Consider the following 17,932-nt stretch of genomic DNA (forward strand, 5'->3'; position numbering starts at 1 on the left):
GCTCAGTCCGGCTTCTGTCCGAACGGCACCGTCTTCTTGCGCGACTTGCCGCTTCCCACCTGCTTGAGCCGATACAGCATCGACTGGCGGCGATTCAGCAAATGCTTGCGCATCATCGTGAACGCTCCCTCCGGATCGCGCGCCTCGATCCGCTCGAAGATGGCGTGCAAGCCCTCATAGCGAAACTCATTCGACGCATCGGAATCGATCGCGATGTACAGGTTGAGCAGGGCATGTTCGAGCGCGTGCATCAGGGTGACGAGCGTCCGCGAGCGTGAAGCCTCGACGATCGCGGCATGGAAATCGAGAATCCGTTCGACAGATGCGCGGCGGCTGAGGTTTGGCGACTTAACCGCGTCGAGCAGGCGGCGGAGTTCCGCAATCTCTTCATCGGTGACATGTTCGGCGGCGAGTTCGGCCGCGCGGCATTCGACACCGATCCGCGCGTCGAAGATTTCCTCGGGCGTCACCTGAACCAGCATGAACTGAACCGCCAGTGCGGTGGCGAACTGGTCGGGCCGTCCCTCCGCGATCGTCGCACCGCCGCCCAGTCCCGTCTTGATCGTGACGACGCCAAGCGCCTCTAGGCGTCCAAGCGCCTCGCGGATCGGCACGCGGCTGGTGTTGAACATTTGCGTCAGTTGGGCCTCGGTGCCCAGGAACTGCCCGGCCTCTAGCTGTCCGGAGAACAACGCGTCGATGACCTGATCGACGATCCGTGTCGCGAGCGACTGCGTACGGATCGAGCTGAAGACGGAGCGTGGGACGGGCACGGGCAGCGGAGATCCTGAGCGTTCGAGGAACGAAACGGTGTGACAGTACGACGGATACGCCGACAAGAGCAACGCCACCCCTCGCTTGACACCATCGCCTTTCGTCACTTACACATAAGTATAATACACTTATACTGTTGTAATGCCCTTTAACGGGATCGGGATGCGATGCGCGCTGAAGAAAACGACTTGCTGACCCGTGTCGGGCCCGGCACTCCGATGGGGGCATTGCTGCGGCAATATTGGATCCCCGCGCTGATACCCGTAGAGCTGGTGGCGGGGGGCGCACCGGTGCGCCTGCGGCTGCTGGGCGAAAACTTCCTGGCGTTCCGGTCGCCGGACGGCGAGGTCGGTGTTGTCGACCACCAGTGCGCGCATCGCTGCGCGTCGCTATTCTATGGCCGCAATGAAGACGGTGGCATCCGCTGCGTCTACCATGGCTGGAAGTTCGCGCGGAACGGCCAGTGCATCGAGATGCCGAGCGAGCCAACGGAAACCGACTACAAGGCACGGGTGAAGATCAGGGCGCTTCGCGTCTCCGAGAAATACGGCGTGGTCTGGGTCTATATGGGCGACCGCGCGACGCCGCCGCTGCTGCCCCATTTCGACTGGGACGAGCTGGAGGACGGCCATACGCTGTCGGTCAGCTTCATGATGCGCGAATGCAATTGGGTGCAGGCGATGGAAGGCGACGTCGATACCTGCCATGTCGGCTTCCTACACCTGGGCGCTGCCTCCCCCGACGATTTCGAGGAAGGTACGATCAACTATTACCGCCAGCTGCCTGAAAACCTCGCGCCCAAATACGAGGTGATCGAGACCGCCTATGGCAATATCTACTGCGCCTATCGCCATGCCGGACCCGATCAATTCTATCATCGCATCGGCCAGTTCGCGATGCCGTTCTGGACGATGGCGCCGTCGGAGCCGATTGACCACATCCGCGCGCGCGCCTGGGTGCCGATCGACGATCACCATTCGATGCTGATCGTGATCGGCGGCCCGCGTTCAGCCACGACGCTGACCAAGGAGGGCAGGGCGTTGCCCGGCACCAGCGCCCCGATCCGGTTCTTGCCCAACACGACCGACTGGCTGGGCCGCTTCCGCGTCGAGGAGAACCCACGCAACGACCACCTGATCTCGCGCGATGTCCAGCGCGAGGGCAGCTACACCGGCATCCAGGGCATCCCGATCCAGGACCAGGCGATCACTGAGAGCATGGGACCGATCGTCGATCGGGCGAAAGAACATCTGGGCACCAGCGACCGGATGATCGTACTGACGCGGCGCCGGCTGATGCACGCCGCGACCGCGCTGCGCGATCACGGCAGCGTCCCACCGGAGGTCGACGACGTCGAGGCCTATCATCATGTGCGCGCGGGCTTCACCGTGCTGCCGCGGGACTGCGACTGGCTCGACTATTACAACCAACGCCGGGCCATCTGGAGCGACGGCACCGCCGAACCAATCGCGCGCAAGCATCGTGGCAGCCGCCAAATGCCCGGACAGGTGGCCTGAACGATGACACGAGTCCGCTACCAGCCCGGCCGTCATTTCCTGCAGCTGCCGGGGCCGACCAATACGCCGCTGCGTGTGTCGGAAGCCATCGCCCGGCCGACGATCGACCACCGCGGACCCGATTTTCAGGCGCTCGGCCACGAAGTGTTGTCGCGCATCCGATCGGTCTTCAGGACGGCCGCGCCGGTCATCATCTATCCGTCGTCGGGCACCGGGGCCTGGGAAGCTGCGCTGGTGAACACGCTGTCGCCCGGCGACCATGTGCTGATGTACGAGACCGGCTGGTTCGCGACGCTGTGGAGCCGGCTGGCGGCGAGGATCGGACTGATCCCCGAAATGATCCATAGCGGCTGGCGGGCTCCGGTCGACGCCGATGCGATCGAGGCGCGGCTGCGGGCGGACGTGCGACATGAAATCAAAGCCGTGTGCGTCGTCCACAACGAGACTTCGACCGGCGTCACCTCCGACATCGCGGCTGTACGAAGGGCGATAGATGCCGCCGGCCACCCAGCGCTGTTGATCGTCGATGCGGTCTCGTCGCTGGGATCGGTCGATTATCGCCACGACGCCTGGGGCGTCGATGTGACGGTCAGCGGATCGCAGAAGGGGCTGATGCTGCCGCCGGGCCTGTCTTTCAACGCCATTTCCGAAAAGGCGCAGCACGCGGCGGAGCGGGCCGGTTTCGTGCGGTCCTATTGGGACTGGCGAGAGATGCTGGCGTTCAACCGTGACGGCTTTTTCCCCTACACGCCGGCCACCAACCTTTTGCAGGGGCTGAAGGTGGCAATGGACATGCTCGACGAAGAAGGACCGGACATGGTGTTCGAGCGACACGAACGCGCCGCCCGCGCGACTCGTGCCGCCGTTCAACATTGGGGCTTCGAGCTGCAGTGCACCGACCCCGCCGCGCACTCGCCCGTGTTGAGCGCAGTACGCCTGCCCGAGGATCATTCGGCCGACACGCTACGCGCCGGGATACTGGAACGCGGCAATATGAGCCTCGGCAGTGGACTGGGCCAGCTCGCCGACCGCGTCTTCCGCATCGGGCATATCGGCGATTTCTGCGATCCGGAAACGCTCGGGACGATCGCCACGATTGAATGCGGGCTGCGCGCGGCAAAGGTGCCGTATCGCTCTGGCGGCACCGAGGCGGCGATCGCGGTTCTGGCGGACACGCCGCGAACCGGATCGACCAGGCGCGGCGCCGCGTGAGGTGAACAGGGAGGGGTCCCGATGCCGAAATACCTGACGACGGGCCGTCTGCGGAAGGTGATCGTTGCGCTTCGCTATCCCGGCTGGCGCGCCGTCGCGACCGCCATCTGCATCTTCTTCTTCGCGTTCGGCGCCCCGATGACGATGCCGCTGATCTATCCGGAGGTGATGGCGGAATTCGGCTGGACGCTGACCCAGGCCACGCTGATCTATACCTATAAGAGCCTGACCGGCGCGGTTATGGCGATCTTCATCATCGGACCGCTGGTCGACCGGATCGGGCTAAAGCCCGTGATGGTCGGCGCGATGCTGGCCGAGGCGATCGGCCTGTCATCCTTTCTCTGGGTCGATTCGCTGTGGCACTATTATCTTTCGGGGTTTCTGATCGGTATCGGCCAGGCCGCAGTGATCATCACGCTGCGACTGTTCGTCTCACGCTGGTTTGTCTCCAATATCGGGCTGGCCAACGGCATCGCGATGATCGGGACGAGCTTCGGCGGGATCGCGTTCCCACTGATCGCCAGCCAGTTGATCCCACTCTATGGCTGGCGCATTGCCTTTGCGGGGCTGAGTCTGGGCGTCTTCTTCGTGTCGATCCCGCTGGCGCTGTTCGCGCGGACCAACCCCGGCGAGGCCGACATCCTGCCCGAGGCCGCGCTGGTGATGGTCAATGCTGGTCCCGAAAAGCTGCGCGCGGTCGAACTCGACATCAGCTATCGCCAGGTGTTCACCCAGCGTACCTTCTGGCTGATCGCGCTCGCCACGTTGCTGTCGGCGGGCGTCGATCAAGCGATCTTCCAGCACAGCATATATTATCTGACCAAGGAAGCAGGGCTGGCGCGTACCGTCGCAGCAAGCGCGCTGTCATTCACCTTCCTGATCGGCATATTCGCCAAGTTCGGGGCGGGTGCGGTCTACGACCGCTTCTCCGTCCGCGGCGTTTCCGGCTGGACGCTCCTGCTGGTCGCGGCGCTGCTGATGCTGCTGCCGGTGCAGGGGTTCTCCACCGCGCTGATGTTCGCGGTCGTCATGGGGGTGGCGCATGGCGGCCTGGTGGTCGATGGCCCAGTCGTCTCCAAGCATGTCTATGGCCCGCGCTACATGAATCGCGTGCTGCCGATCTTCGCCGGGTTCAACACGATGGGATCCGCGACAGGACCGGTCGTGCTGGCGATGATATATGACAGCCAAGGCAGTTACGTGCCCGGCATCCTGTTGTTCGCGGGCCTGGTGGTTATCGCCGTGGCGATGCTGTGGACGGTCCGCCCTTTCTATCGCGAGCGGCTGCGCGCCGCCGCCCTCTCTGCCTAACGCCAGTCCGGAGACGCAGGCCATGCAGCAACACTGGCTTAAGCTGTGCATCGTGTCGCGCGGTGTCGAAGCGGAAGGCATCATAGCGATAGTGCTGGCCGCGCCTGATGGCGGCCCGCTGCCGCATTTCAGCGCCGGATCGCATGTCGATGTCGAGATAGCCCCCGATCTTGTCCGCCAATATTCGCTTTGCAGCACGCCGGCGGCACGCGACCGTTACGAGATCGCGGTCTTGCGCGATCCGGCGTCGCGCGGCGGATCAACCGAGATTCACGAGCGCTTTGCCGAAGGCGACACGCTTCGCGTGAGCGAGCCGCGCAACCATTTCCCGCTCTATCCCGTGCGTGGAGAGGCGCTGCTGATCGCGGGCGGAATCGGCGTGACGCCGCTATTGTGCATGGCGGAACGGCTGAGTGCGATCGGCGCACCATTCGCGCTGCATTATTGCACGCGCAGCGCGGCGCGGACGGCGTTCCGCGATCGCATCGCCGCATCCGGGTTCGCCGACCGGGTGCAATATCATTTCGACGACGGACCGGATGCGCAACGCCTCGACCCGGCGTCGCTGTTCTCCGGCGCGATCGCGGAGGTCGATGTCTATGTCTGCGGTCCAGCCGGTTTCATCGACTGGATTTGCGCCGCAGCCGGCAGTGCCGGCATCGCCCCGCAGCACCTGCACCGTGAGTATTTCTCGGCCGCGCCGATCGAGCCCGCCCCGGGCGGCGACAGACCCTTCCTGCTGCGTCTCGCCAGCAACGGCCAAATGATCGAGGTCGCAGCCGAAGAAAGCGCGGCGGCTGCGCTGGCACGGCACGGTATCGAGGTTTCGGTCTCGTGCGAGCAGGGCATTTGCGGCACCTGCATCACGCGGGTTATCGAAGGCCAGCCCGATCATCGCGACATGCTGATGATCGACGGCAACGCGGAATTCACGCCGTGCTGCTCGCGGTCGCACAGCCCGGTGCTCGTGATCGACCTCTAGGCGCCTTGTTCGCGGGCGATCAAGTTTCCAGCCACGCCCACCTGGATCCTCGACCGATCCGCCGCAGTATCGGCAGCGGTCTTTCCCGCGATTTCGCCCAACGCCGCGTGGTTTATGTGCAGGCCCGGCGCAATCGATGCCGCACGCCCGGCCACGAGCAGTCCATCGACGCCGTGCGGTTTGAGACAGGCTATTGGCACGGCCATCTCCGACCCTGTGTTTGCCCCGACCATGATCGGAACCGCCTCTTCCGCCGTCAGCACATGCTCGCCGACCGTCTGCCGGGCGCCGGCGATCGCCAGCGTTCCCGCGACATCGACCACGAAGCTGCTCTCGAAACCGGGAACGGTCTTCAGAAACGCGATGAATTGGCGCATCAATTTTCGCCCGGTGCCCTCGCTCTCGCTCAAGTCCCGCGCGTTCCAGCCCCGCCGACCCGCGAAACGCGATCCCGCGACAAAGGCGATTCCGCGCCGCCGCGCCGTCGGCGTGACGCCAAACAGCGCGATAGTATCGGGTTGCGCCGGATCCAGCTGGCCGGTCTGCTTGGCAGCAGCGACAAGAGCGGGCCAGCTATCGCGCGCGGCCAAGGCGCCTTCGATGTCGATCCCGCCGATACGGGCATTCAGGGAAAGCGAGCAGGCGTCGGGCTCGCGGAAAGCGGCCCCCGCGCGACCGGCAAGCTCGCCATCGCCCGTCGCGTCGATCACGACCCCGGCCAGGATGGCGAAACGCCCGGACTTGTTCTCGACCATCGCCCCCCGCACGACGCCATTCTCGACGATCGGGTCCGAAGCCAGGCTGGACAATAGCAGGGAAACGCCGGCATCGCGGACCAAGTCGAGGCACGCATATTTCAGCGCCTCGGGATCATACGCCGAGGATCCCCCGACCGCCTCGTCGGATTCCACATGCCCGCCGGCGCGAAGACGTTCGAACATCTCCACAGAGATGCCGCGCCCGCAGCTTTCCAGCCCGATCTCGAATGCCAGCGGACCATTGCCGCCGAGCACGACGTTGCGTTCGACCAGCAGCGTCTCCGCACCGTCGCGCGCCGCAGCGACCGCCGCCGCGACGCCCGCGAGACCGCCGCCGCAGACGAGCACGTCAACCTGGCGATAGACCGGCGTCTGCCGCGCGCGCAGGAGGAATTGGGAAGGGACCGCTTCGACGGCGGGCGAGCATGTGTCGGTCATCGCGTTCAGTCTCGCACCATGTTGTGGATCTTCGCCTTGGCGATATCGATCGCGCCGTCAGCCAAGTTCTGACCTTGCTCGATCAGCAGGTCGCGCAATTCTTCAATATCCACCTGACGCGGTGTCACACCATGGCGACAGGCTAGCGCGGCGGCGGTGCCCGCAGCCTGGCCGAACGCCATGCAATCGGGGATCTGCCGGCAGCGCGAATGCGCCTCATAGCTCATCGACACGGTCTTGCCCGCGACAAGCAGGTTCTCGATGCCCTGCGGCAACAGGCAACCATAGGGGACGCCAAACACCGATGTGACCATCTTCGCGTTCGCCAGTTGCTCGCGAAAAGCCTTTGTCGTCTCGCTGCCGTCGGTCGGGTGGCGGACGAAACCCATCGTGTCGGGCAGGCGGTGATAGCGTTTGAAGATGTCGGCGGGATGGAAGGTGCCATCCAATATATCCTCGCGGGTCAATGTGTAATCACCCATGATCCGCCGCGAATCGCGCACGCCGATCATCGGCGCGGCCTTGATCAGAAAGGCGTCCTCGAACCCCGGCACCGTGCGCAGGAAGGGCATGAATTCGCGCACGCCCAGTCGCGTACGTACCTCCGCGTCGGTCAGATCGTCGGCGTCGTACGGGTCGCGACGCAAGATGCGGATACCGTAGATATAGCCCATCTCGCCCTCGCGAGTCGAAGGCGCGATGCCGAAGTTCGAGAAATTGTCGAGATAGACATCTTCGGCGAGCCGCCCGTCGGCCTTCGCGGCGCGCACCATGTCAGCGCGGCCGGTGCGATTCTGGCTCATCGCGTAATCGACTCCGCCGATCTGAAATAGCATCACCATCGGCTGAGGGTGGGTATATTCCTGCATCGGCGCTTCCGCTCGCGCGGCCACGTCGGCGTCGCCGGTGCAGTCAATCACCACGTCGGCGAGCACGACCTGCCGACCGGACTTGTTCTCGACGACCACGCCCCGTACCGCTCCGTCTTCGACGATGGCGTCGGTAACCCAGCTGTGAGCGAGCAGGCCGGCGCCCGATTCCTCAAACATCTCAGACAGGACGAACTTCAGGATCTCGGGATCGAACGGGACCGCGAACAGGCCGTCCTCCAGCATGGGATCAGACCCGCCAGCGGCGCGCAGCCGTTCGATGACTTCCTTCATGATCCCGCCGGTGAAGAACGCCTGATGATATTCCGTGACGAACGATCGCGGCCCGGTGCCACCCAGCGTCGTGTCGCGCTCGATGACCAGGACCTCGACCCCGTTACGCGCCGCGCTCACCGCCGCTGCGACACCCGCCGCGCCACCGCCGCAGACGAGGACGCCGACCTTGGCAAGGACCGGCAACGGGCGCGCAGGTTCCTCAAGATATTCGATCGCTTCAGCTTCCATTGGCCGCACCACCCCGTTGCAAAGGAGGTCCATACAATATAACTATATTATCCTTTAGCAAGTGGGGGAGAGATGGTATGGGTGTGGTGGTTCGGCGCATCGAGCGCGCGGAATCGTACGTCATCGATGGTCTCGCCGCAGCCGGTGTGGCCACGGTCCACGAGGCGCAGGGGCGGACCGGCTTGCTCGCGCACTATATGCGACCGATCTTTTCGGGCGCGCGGATCGCGGGCAGCGCAGTCACTATTGCCGCCCCGCCCGGCGACAATTGGATGGTCCATGTGGCGATCGAGCAACTGAAGGATGGCGATATTCTGGTCCTCGCCCCCACCTCGCCTTGCGTGGATGGCTATTTCGGCGATCTGCTGGCGACCAGCGCTATGGCGCGGGGCTGCCGCGGACTTGCGATCGATGCGGGCGTGCGCGACGTGCATGATCTGACGCAAATGGGTTTTCCCGTTTGGTCGAAAGCGGTCTTCGCGCAAGGCACGGTCAAGAATACGCTCGGCTCCGTAAATGTGCCGATCGTCTGCGCCGGCGCCGCGATCGAGGCCGGGGACGTGATCGTCGCCGACGACGATGGCGTATGCGTGGTCAGGCGCGCCGATGCGCCGCGCGTGCTTGCGGCAGCGCAGGCTCGCGAAGCCGATGAAGCTGTGAAGCGCGAGCGCTTGGCCAGGGGCGAAAGCAGCCTCGACATATATGATCTGCGCCGACGTCTGGATGATCAGGGTCTCAAATATATTTGATCTGCTCGGCCGTCTTTCGGCGTCAGTCCCCGAGCGTTCTTGCGAGCGGTAGCTGGTGGTGGCGGCGCGGACCCGTACTTCCAGAACCGTTTCTGGAGTGCCTTAAACGGTAGTTGCTGGTGCAGTCGCGGAGATCGCCGCTCGCTTGCTGCACCGAATCTGACGCCGCCCCGTCTCCCGGACGCCGAACTCATAGTCGTATCTGTTGGTCGCGAAGCCTGTTAAGGGGGTGCATGACATCGATCGAGACTTACCGAGCAAACGCCACCGCCCAGCGCGACGCCGCAGAAAAGACCAACCTGCCGAATCGTCGCGAGATGCATGAGCGTTCGGCACTGACCTGGGAAACGATGGCGATCAGCGCCGAAGCCACGGTAGGGCGGGCGTTAGTCAACCAGGCTGCAAAGGCTGAGCGCGGCTGATCCGGCCACTTGAGCTGATCCTGTTCCGCAATCAGCAAACGGGCCATCGCTTCCCGGTCCGGCGTCCTGGTGTTGAACTGCGATTTAGAACATCACCAGCCATCGCCGATCTCGCGCTTGCGCTCTCAGGTTCATGTCGCATTGTCGGTCGTCGGCGGACCCATCTTCGGGGCGCAGCTTGGAAGATGGCACGATTACGTGCCGTCAAAACCCTTATGGCGAGCCTGTCTTGTTTTCCCGGCGGGCACCGCCGCCGTCAATGAACCAGACGCGAGAGATCAGGCCGTTGCGAACCTCATAGATCGCTGTCGCACTTATCGTGCGACCCTCGGGCAAGCCGGTCACGACCTCCTCGTCGATGACATAGTCGCCCATGACAATCCGGCGCGGAACGTGCGCGTGGAGGCTGGGAAGTTGCGTGAACATGCGGCCATAGACCTGGCGGAGTGCCACATGGCCCTGACGCACCGGCGTGTCCGGGAAATCGTAGAGGCGAACGTCAGGGTGATAGGTGGCGATGAACGCCTCGAGATCGCGTGCATTATAGGCGTTGAGCTGACGCTGGACAATATCGGCGGCCGTCGCCGGCACGAGTTCCGCCTGGGTCCAGGCGCGGCCGCCCCGGATCACGGACGAGATTTTGGAAAGATTGGCGACGTCCGCCAATGGATCCGCATTCAGCACCACCATGTCGGCATATCGGCCGCGGGTAATCGTGCCGATCTCGTCCGCCCGGCCCATAAGCCGCGCGCCGTTGATCGTGGCGCTCGTCAGCACTTCGCGTGGGCTGAGACCGGCGCGCGCCATTAGCGCGAACTCCCGATAGATTGAGGGGCCGGGCAGCGTGCCGATATTGCCCGCATCCGTGCCCATCGCAATGGTGACGCCGGCGTCGCGAACCGCGCGCAGGTTACGCAGTTGCATGTCGAGCGGGGCCTCCGGCAACGTCGTTCCGATGACCCGCCGGATTCGTTCGGGCACAATGGTCGCCGGCAGGTGACGAAGGTCACTAAGCGTGCCCATGACGCGCGGATCGGCGAGAGCATATTCGCGCTCGGTGAATCCCGGCTGCTGGCTGTACGTGCGCCGGTAGCCGCCATAGACGTCCAGTGTCGTGGTGTAGATGATGCCGCGTTGGCGGAGCAACGCGAGAAACGCCGCGTCGACCGCCACGTCCTCGACGCCATGCACCAGGATATCCGCCCCGGCTTTCACTGCCGCGCGCGCGGTCTCCAACCCTGTCGCATGGACCGCCACCCGGATTCCCGCCGCATGAGCTTCTTCGATGACGGCGCGGACCACTGGCAGGAACTGCTCCGGCGTTTCGCCGCGTCGCACCACGTACCAGATCTTCACAAAGTCGGGCCGGCGCGGGATCTGGGCGCGAACAAGTGCGCGGGCATTTTCCGGCGTCGTCGCGGCGATGATCGGTGGGTCGGCCGCATCGCTCAGGACCGGCGGTCGCCAGGTTGAGATGAGCGGTCCTGCCGCTACAACGTGCGGGGCCTTCGGGTTGGTCGCGCTGCGCGCGCGTACATCGAAATTCCACATCGGCCCACCGACATCGGCAACCGCCGTGACGCCGCTTGCCAGATAGCGCGCGAACACGTCGTCGACCCGGCGTTGGATAGTCGCAACCTCCTCCTCATAAGGGGTTGCGCTGCGTAGATCGATGGAGTCGGGCCGGGTGTAGAGCCCGCCCGATTGGAAGAAATGGACATGCGCATCGACATAGCCCGGTACGATCCATTTTCCGGTCGCGTCGATCACCTTGACCCCGGCCGGCACGCGAACTTGACCAGCGCGGCCGACCTGGGCGATCCGTCCGTCGCGGACCACCACGACGGCATCGGCCAGCGGCGCGCTGCCCGGATTGACCAGCGTGCCGCCGCGCAGCACCAAATCCTGCGCCGAGGCCGCCGATGCGGCGAGAAAGGCGAGCATGAAGACGAATGACTTAACCACGGACGTTCCCTGCTGCCGAGTATAATCTCAACGAGGTACGGAACGGCATAAACCGCCATTTGCCGCCAAAAGAATTCCGGGGGCACAAGGCAGGCGTGCACTGGCGGGAAAGATCAGGAACACCGTGCACGGCATGGTGCATCAAATCGGATCACTAATCTGTTGTTTAGTGGCGTGTCGCTATTGAGCCCGATGCTCGGCGCGGTTGCGTCGTTCGGACGGCCAACCGCGGCGCCGCAGTAGAGCCTGGCGCCGCACTACGGCGGGTCTGCCTCTTGCTCGGACAAATCTCTTACCCGCTTTATGTGCTTCATAGTCCGGCCGCAGTGATTGTAGAATCAGCATTGGCCAAGGCCGGTTTCGGTCACCCAAATGCCATCACGGGTTTGGCGTTTCTCGGCTCGATGATGGTGATCGCGCTACTGATGGATCGTCTTTCCAAAGCGCTCGTCGGTGATAGATTTCGAACCGAAGTCGCACGAATCTTTCCGGCAAGAAATCTCCACGACATGCCTGACCGATCGCCCGGTGCCGCGCCGGGAAACGGTCTTTAGCGAATGGCACCGCCCGCAATTTCGCCCATAGCGTGGCGCAGTTTTGTCCTCGGATTCAAGGCCCAGGCGCAGCCAGCGATCGATCATCACGGCTTCGAACGCCGCAAGTTCGAGACGGTGCCGATCTCGCGGGACAATAAGGTGCGCGACCCCGCCCCAACACTCCATCAGATAGACGAGGCCAGCCGCGAAGCCTCTATGCGTCCTCGATCGCCGCGACGATGCCGGTGTAGATCAACGCGAGATCCGCATCCTCGATGCAATAGGGCGGCATGACATAGATGGTGTTGCCGAGTGGGCGGAGCAGGAGGTCGTGCCGGCTGAAACTGGCCAGAAGCAATGGCCCGAGGCTGGACAGATATTCGCCCTTGTCGGCCTCGACCTCGATCGCGGTGATCGTGCCGAGCGCCCGCGCATTGCGCACCGAAGCATGGCTGGACAAGGCGGCGAGCAGCTTTCCCTGACGCGCCGTCAGACTGGCGACCCGCTCAAGCACCGGCTCCTCCCGCCAGATGGCGAGATTGGCGTTGGCCGCCGCACAAGCGATCGGATTGGCGGTGTAGCTCGATGAATGGAAGAACATCCGGGCGCGATCGGTCGACAGATGCGCGGCATAGATCGGCTCGGTCGCCATCGTCACCGCGAGCGGCACCGCACCGCCGGTCAGCCCCTTGGACAGGCAAAGGATATCCGGCACCACGCCCGCTTGTTCGCATGCGAGCAATGTGCCGGTCCGGCCCCATCCTGTCATCACTTCATCGGCGATGAACAGCACGCCTTGGCGTGCGCAAATCTCGCGCATCGCCGCCAGAACCCATGCCGGATAGATCAGCATGCCGCCCGCGCCCAGGATCAGTGGTTCGACGATCAGCGCGGCGGGTCGGTCACGACAGGCCGCCTCCAGCGCGTCGAGCGTCTCCTGCTCGCGGCCGGCGCCTGGGAAGGGCAGCGTGCCGACCTCGAACAGCAACGGGCTATAGGCCTGGTTGAACACGCCGCGCGCGCCGACCGACATCGCGCCGATCGTATCGCCATGATAGCTGTGTTCCAGCACCAGCAACCGGTGACGCGGTTCGCCGCGATTGGCCCAATAGCCAAGCGCCATTTTCAGCGCGACCTCGACACTGGTCGATCCGGAATCGGAAAAGAACACGCGAGTCAGTGCCTCGGGCATCATCTCGATCAGGCCGTGTGCCAGGGTTTCGGCCGGCTCGTGCGTCCAGCCGGCGAAGATGATCTGGTCGAGCCGTTCGGTCTGCGCCGCGATCGCCGCCATGATCCGGGGGTGACAATGCCCGTGCGTCGTCACCCACCATGACGAGATGCCGTCGACGATCCGGCGACCATCGGCGGTGAAGATCGCCGCACCCTCGGCATGAGTGACGAGCGGGATCGCTTCGCCCAGTCCGTGCTGAGTGAACGGATGCCAGATCGGTGATGCTCTCAGCGGAAATCCTCCAGGTCGAAGTTCGCCGCGAAGGCGGTGCGGAGCGCTTCCGGATCGAGCGTCGCCAGATGCGGCAGGCGACCGAGCCGCCGCACCTGGCCGATCCGCGCGATCGTCGCTTCGCTATGCTCGGCCGCGTCGCCGCTAAACGCGATACCCAGGATCGGCACACCGCGACTGCGTAGCGCTTCGATCGACAACAGGCTGTGATTGATCGTGCCGAGCGCGGTGCGTGCGACCAATATGACGGGCACTTGCCAGCGCGCGAACAGGTCGGCGAAAACCATCTCGCCGGTGAGCGGCACGAGCGCCCCGCCCGCGCCTTCGATCACCAACGGCCCGTCGACCTTCGGCGGGATCAGGCGCTGCGGGTCGATCGCGATGCCGTCACGTTCAGCGGCAAGGTCGGGTGAGCAGGGCGTCGCCAGCCGATAGGCTTCGCTCAGGATATGCTCCCTGGGCAGGCCGGACAGACGTGAGATGGTCGCCGAATCCCCGCCGTCATCCAGCCCTGCCTGCACCGGCTTCCAGTAGAAACCGCCAAGCGCGCCGACCAGTGCGGCGGCGAAGATCGTCTTGCCGACATCCGTGTCGGTGCCGGTGACGACGAAGCGGGGGCTCGTCATCGCAGCGCCTGCTCGATCGCGTCGGCGAGCCGGTCGATATCCGTCATGGTCAGGTTGAGCGTCAGCGAGATGCGCAGCCGCGCGGTCCCCTGCGGCACGGTCGGCGGGCGAATGCCGCGCACGTCGAAACCGGCCGCCTGCACCGCCGCTGCGACCCGCATCGCTCGCGCATCGTCACCCAGCACCAGCGGCAGAATCTGCGATCCGGTTGGCGCGACGCCACACCGCGCCAGGGCATTTTCGGCGGCAGCGATCAATCGCCAGAGATCGGCGCGCCGTTCCGGTTCGTCGGCGAGGATGCGCAGACTTTCGCGCACCGCGCTGGCCATCAACGGCGATGGTGCGGTCGAGAAGATGAAAGCGCGGCCGCGATTGATCAGAAAGTCGCGGACGACGGCCGGGCCACAGACCAGCGCGCCCTCGCAACCAAGCGCCTTGCCGCAGGTGTGCAAGGTGATGAGATTGTCGCGTCCATGGAGCGCATGGGCAAGGCCGCGGCCCTGTTCGCCGAACACCCCGGTCGCATGCGCCTCATCGATCAGCAGCATCCCGTCATGCCGTTCGGCAACCGCCGCCAGCGCCGCGAGCGGCGCCCGGTCGCCGTCCATGCTGTACAGGCTTTCGACCGCGATCCATGGCCGCCCGGTGCCACCCGCCTGCCGCCAGCGAGCGATCGCACCGTCAAAGGCGGTCGCGTCATTATGCGCGACGGACCGGCATTCGGCGCGGCCGAGCCGCATACCCTCATGCGCGCTGGCATGGATCAGCGCGTCGTGCACGACCAGGTCGTCACGTTGCGGCAACGTCGCGAACAGTGCCGCATTCGCGGCAAAACCGCTGGAGAAGAACAGCGCCGCTTCGGCTGCGAAGAAGATCGCTGCCTCCGCCTCTAGTGCTTCATGCTCCTCATGGTTGCCGCGTAGCAGCCGCGATCCGCCCGACCCGATCGGCACGCCGCGCTCGATCGCCAAGGCGACCGCGTCGCGCAACCGCTGCGACGCGCCGAGCGCCAGATAGTCGTTGGAAGAGACATCGATTCCCTGTCGCGGGATCAGCCGCCGCAAGCGGTCCTGAGTCTCGAGGCGCACGAGATCGGCTTGGAGGTCGTCGAGAATCACGAGCGTGGCGTAGCGGCGCGATCGGGCAATGACGACCCCCAGAATCGCGGCTCATATCGAGCGCCACGCTGAATCATTATCCTTACGGATAGTGAAACTTGATTTCGCTCTATGCCTGTGTGACGCTCGGTCACCGCCCGATAGTCGGCGGACCAAGAGGAGAGACCGATGAAGGCCCTTTCTAAAGGATTGATTGGCGCTGTCGCGCTGGCATGGAGCGCGGCGGCCTTGTCCGCGCCGAACTTGCCGACAAAGCCGATCGAGCAGAAATATTACGCCGATGGTTCGTGGACGGTCGCCCAGACCTCGACCGCCGCCGGCTGCGATTCGAAGGGTAACCCTTGCGATATCTTCTATCCGTCCAGTCTCGGCGCGGGTGGAATGAAGCATCCGATCATCGTGTGGGGCAATGGATCGGGCACAACACCGATCGCATCGACCACCTATGCCTATCTGCTGCGCCATCTCGCATCCTGGGGTTTTGTGGTGATCGCCACGCGCGACGGGACGACCGGTCTCGGCCAGACGATGATCGACAGCGCGAACTATATGGTCGCCCGCAACACGGATGCCGGCAGCATCTTCAACGGCAAGCTCGACACGACGAAGATCGGGGCGATGGGCCATTCGCAAGGAGCGTCCGGCGCGGTCAACGCGATGCTGAAGTCGAGCGGCCTGATCCGCACCGCGGTGACGTTCCACATCGCGCAGCAGGCGTATTGCAACCCGCCGACTCTTTGCCTGCTGACCGCAGACCTGCAGGCGGCGACAAGCGGCTCGATCTTCTATGTCAGCGGGACCGCCGACTGGCTGATTTCGCCGGATACGCAGCTGTTCGGGAGTCAGCTCAATTCGAACACCGCTTATTACAATGCGACACCTGCACCATTGCTCAAGGCCAAGGCGATCCTGAAGGGGCCGAACCATAATGACGTTCAGGGCACGCCCAACTGCGTCTCCGGAATGTGCGCCAACGGCGTTCATGGTTATCTCGGTTATCCGACTGCCTGGATGATGTGGCAGTTGCAGGGGGCGACGGATGGCCGCGACGCGATCAAGGCGTCGGGCGGAGAAATCTTCACCGAAACGACCAACTGGCAAAGCGTGCTGAGCAACGTTCCCTGATCATGGTCCCGATCATGGCGTGAACGGGATGGCGGGCGATGCACGATCGCCCGCCATCCTGTCGATCCAATACGGGAACCGCTTTGGCCTTCCGCATCGATCATGGGGTGGTTACGACGCGATCTTGACCCAATGGGTGAGGACACGGATTGCTCGACCGATGACGAAATCGACGAAGCCGACACTGCGTCAACAGCAATTGCGCAGCACCGGACAGGCGATCCTCGCCAGTGCTCAATCACTTCTCTCGTCGCGGGTTCGAAGGCGCGTCGTTGCGCGACATCGCGCAGGAGGCCGGCGTGCAGCATGGCATGATCCGGCATATCTACCAGACCAAGAGCGAGCTCTGGCGCCAGGCGATCGTCTTCCTGTTCGACCGGATGGAAGGCGAAATGCCCGCCGCGATCGAGCGGGGCAGCCGCGACGATATCACCACCTTCAAGGCTTTTATCCACTGGTATGTCGGCTATTGCGCGCGCCATCCCGAACATGCCCGGATCATGATCCAGCAATCGATCCTCGAGGGGCCGGAACTGCAATGGGCCGCCGAACGCTATATCCGCGAGGGGCATGACTGGTGCCGTCCGGTGATCGAACGGCTTCAGGCGTCCGGCGCCTTGCCCGATGTCGATCCGATGTCGCTGTTCATGATGCTCACCGCCGCCAGTCAGATGCCGTTCCTGCTCGCGCCCGAGATTCTCGCGGTGTCCGGGCGCGACCTTTATGTGCCCGATGAGATCGAGCGCCACGCCGATTCGATCATCCGCGTCTTCCTGCGCGAACCGGCGCCGGGCAAATAATCTCGATCACCGGGTCATTGATGCCGTCATTTCAGATCGCGCGCCGCCGCGGAGAACAGGCGCGACTGGCTTGGCGGATATGGTGGCCATGTTGATCTTGGCCGCCAAATCGGCTCAACCCCGCGCTGACGAATTGCGAGAGGGCATGACGATGGCGGGATTATATTTCGAGCAATTCGAGATCGGGCGGAAATTCGTCCATGAGATTCGCCGCACGGTGACCGACATGGACAATATGCTGTTCTCGTCGCTGACCTATAATCCGGCGGCGATCCATATCGACCACGCCTATGCCGCGACGACGGAATTCGGCAAGCCGCTGATGAACTCGCTCTTCACGCTCGGGCTGGTGATCGGACTGTCGGTGCAGGACACGACGTTCGGTACGACGGTCGCCAATCTCGGCATGAGTGAGACCGTCTTTCCGAAACCCGTGTTCGCCGGCGACACGATCCGCGCCGAGACCGAGGTCAAGGAACTGCGCCCGAGCAAGTCGCGGCCAGGGCAGGGCATCGTCACCTTCGAACATATCGGCCTCAACCAGCGCGACGAGGTCATCCTGCGCACGATGCGCGCCGCGCTGATGATGAGCAAACCCGCTTAGCGCGACGTCGGCAGGGCGGAATCACCCTCTTCCGCTCGCCCTGAGCTTGTCGAAGCCTGTCCTGAGCGCCTGCCTTGGCAGGCAGTCGAAGGGGGCCGTTCTTCTCCTACCTCTGCCGCAAGAGAGAACGGGGCTT

16 protein-coding genes are annotated in these 17,932 nt (G+C 64.1%); 9 read left to right on the top strand and 7 right to left on the bottom strand.

Annotation, left to right across the window (positions count from 1 at the left end):
- Positions 1-2: 2 nt before the first annotated feature.
- Positions 3-773: a FadR/GntR family transcriptional regulator gene (locus G4G27_RS23195; RefSeq protein ID WP_183110816.1), complete on the bottom strand. Its 771-nt coding sequence runs from the start codon at positions 771-773 to the stop codon at positions 3-5.
- A 168-nt stretch (positions 774-941) separates the two neighbouring features.
- On the opposite strand from G4G27_RS23195, the gene G4G27_RS23200 reads away from it, so the two are divergent.
- Genes G4G27_RS23200 through G4G27_RS23215 form a run of 4 tightly spaced genes read left to right on the top strand, consistent with a single transcriptional unit; the run spans position 942 to position 5,796 of the window.
- The gene (locus G4G27_RS23200; RefSeq protein WP_183110817.1) at positions 942-2,291 is read left to right on the top strand and encodes a Rieske 2Fe-2S domain-containing protein; all 1,350 of its coding nucleotides are present in this window, start codon (positions 942-944) and stop codon (positions 2,289-2,291) included.
- Positions 2,292-2,294: 3 nt separating this feature from the next.
- Positions 2,295-3,503, top strand: a complete 1,209-nt coding sequence (locus tag G4G27_RS23205) for an aminotransferase class V-fold PLP-dependent enzyme (RefSeq protein ID WP_183110818.1) — start codon at positions 2,295-2,297, stop codon at positions 3,501-3,503.
- A 21-nt stretch (positions 3,504-3,524) separates the two neighbouring features.
- Entirely contained in the window at positions 3,525-4,814 is a 1,290-nt protein-coding gene (locus tag G4G27_RS23210) for an MFS transporter (protein WP_183110819.1), read from the top strand.
- A 22-nt stretch (positions 4,815-4,836) separates the two neighbouring features.
- Positions 4,837-5,796, top strand: coding sequence for a PDR/VanB family oxidoreductase (locus G4G27_RS23215; protein ID WP_183110820.1), 960 nt, complete (start codon positions 4,837-4,839; stop codon positions 5,794-5,796).
- Here the strand turns inward: G4G27_RS23215 and G4G27_RS23220 are convergent.
- Both G4G27_RS23220 and G4G27_RS23225 read right to left on the bottom strand, forming a co-directional pair.
- On the bottom strand, positions 5,793-6,992 hold the full coding sequence (locus G4G27_RS23220; RefSeq protein WP_183110821.1) for an FAD-dependent oxidoreductase: 1,200 nt from the start codon (positions 6,990-6,992) through the stop codon (positions 5,793-5,795). The genes G4G27_RS23215 and G4G27_RS23220 overlap by 4 nt on opposite strands.
- Before the next feature lie 5 nt (positions 6,993-6,997).
- Positions 6,998-8,386: an FAD-dependent oxidoreductase gene (locus G4G27_RS23225; protein WP_183110822.1), complete on the bottom strand. Its 1,389-nt coding sequence runs from the start codon at positions 8,384-8,386 to the stop codon at positions 6,998-7,000.
- 77 nt (positions 8,387-8,463) lie between these two features.
- Here G4G27_RS23225 and G4G27_RS23230 point away from each other — a divergent pair, with 77 nt between their 5' ends.
- Positions 8,464-9,135 (top strand): 4-carboxy-4-hydroxy-2-oxoadipate aldolase/oxaloacetate decarboxylase, encoded by a 672-nt coding sequence (locus G4G27_RS23230; protein WP_183110823.1) that lies wholly within the window; start codon positions 8,464-8,466, stop codon positions 9,133-9,135.
- Between the two features lie 233 nt (positions 9,136-9,368).
- Positions 9,369-9,557 (top strand): hypothetical protein, encoded by a 189-nt coding sequence (locus G4G27_RS23235; protein ID WP_183110824.1) that lies wholly within the window; start codon positions 9,369-9,371, stop codon positions 9,555-9,557.
- Positions 9,558-9,770: 213 nt separating this feature from the next.
- On the opposite strand, the gene G4G27_RS23240 is transcribed toward G4G27_RS23235, so the two are convergent.
- The 4 genes from G4G27_RS23240 to G4G27_RS23255 all read right to left on the bottom strand — a co-directional run bounded on the left by G4G27_RS23240 (position 9,771) and on the right by G4G27_RS23255 (position 15,264).
- Positions 9,771-11,522, bottom strand: a complete 1,752-nt coding sequence (locus tag G4G27_RS23240) for an amidohydrolase family protein (protein ID WP_183110825.1) — start codon at positions 11,520-11,522, stop codon at positions 9,771-9,773.
- A 750-nt stretch (positions 11,523-12,272) separates the two neighbouring features.
- Entirely contained in the window at positions 12,273-13,523 is a 1,251-nt protein-coding gene (locus G4G27_RS23245) for an adenosylmethionine--8-amino-7-oxononanoate transaminase (protein ID WP_183113985.1), read from the bottom strand.
- A complete protein-coding gene (gene bioD / locus G4G27_RS23250; protein ID WP_183110826.1) occupies positions 13,520-14,149 on the bottom strand; it encodes a dethiobiotin synthase in 630 nt (209 codons plus the stop codon). Before bioD ends, G4G27_RS23245 begins: the two co-directional genes overlap by 4 nt.
- Positions 14,146-15,264 carry an 8-amino-7-oxononanoate synthase gene (locus tag G4G27_RS23255; RefSeq protein ID WP_183113986.1) on the bottom strand — a complete coding sequence of 373 codons (1,119 nt, stop codon included), beginning with the start codon at positions 15,262-15,264 and terminating at the stop codon, positions 14,146-14,148. Before G4G27_RS23255 ends, bioD begins: the two co-directional genes overlap by 4 nt.
- A gap of 171 nt (positions 15,265-15,435) precedes the next feature.
- On the opposite strand from G4G27_RS23255, the gene G4G27_RS23260 reads away from it, so the two are divergent.
- The 3 genes from G4G27_RS23260 to G4G27_RS23270 all read left to right on the top strand — a co-directional run bounded on the left by G4G27_RS23260 (position 15,436) and on the right by G4G27_RS23270 (position 17,796).
- Entirely contained in the window at positions 15,436-16,392 is a 957-nt protein-coding gene (locus tag G4G27_RS23260; RefSeq protein ID WP_183110827.1) for a hypothetical protein, read from the top strand.
- 230 nt (positions 16,393-16,622) lie between these two features.
- The gene (locus G4G27_RS23265) at positions 16,623-17,192 is read left to right on the top strand and encodes a TetR/AcrR family transcriptional regulator (protein WP_183110828.1); all 570 of its coding nucleotides are present in this window, start codon (positions 16,623-16,625) and stop codon (positions 17,190-17,192) included.
- A gap of 151 nt (positions 17,193-17,343) precedes the next feature.
- Positions 17,344-17,796 carry a MaoC family dehydratase gene (locus tag G4G27_RS23270; protein WP_183113987.1) on the top strand — a complete coding sequence of 151 codons (453 nt, stop codon included), beginning with the start codon at positions 17,344-17,346 and terminating at the stop codon, positions 17,794-17,796.
- Positions 17,797-17,932 lie beyond the last annotated feature (136 nt).

The organism is Sphingomonas sp. So64.6b, assembly GCF_014171475.1.
Classification (GTDB): Bacteria; Pseudomonadota; Alphaproteobacteria; order Sphingomonadales; family Sphingomonadaceae; genus Sphingomonas; species Sphingomonas alpina_A.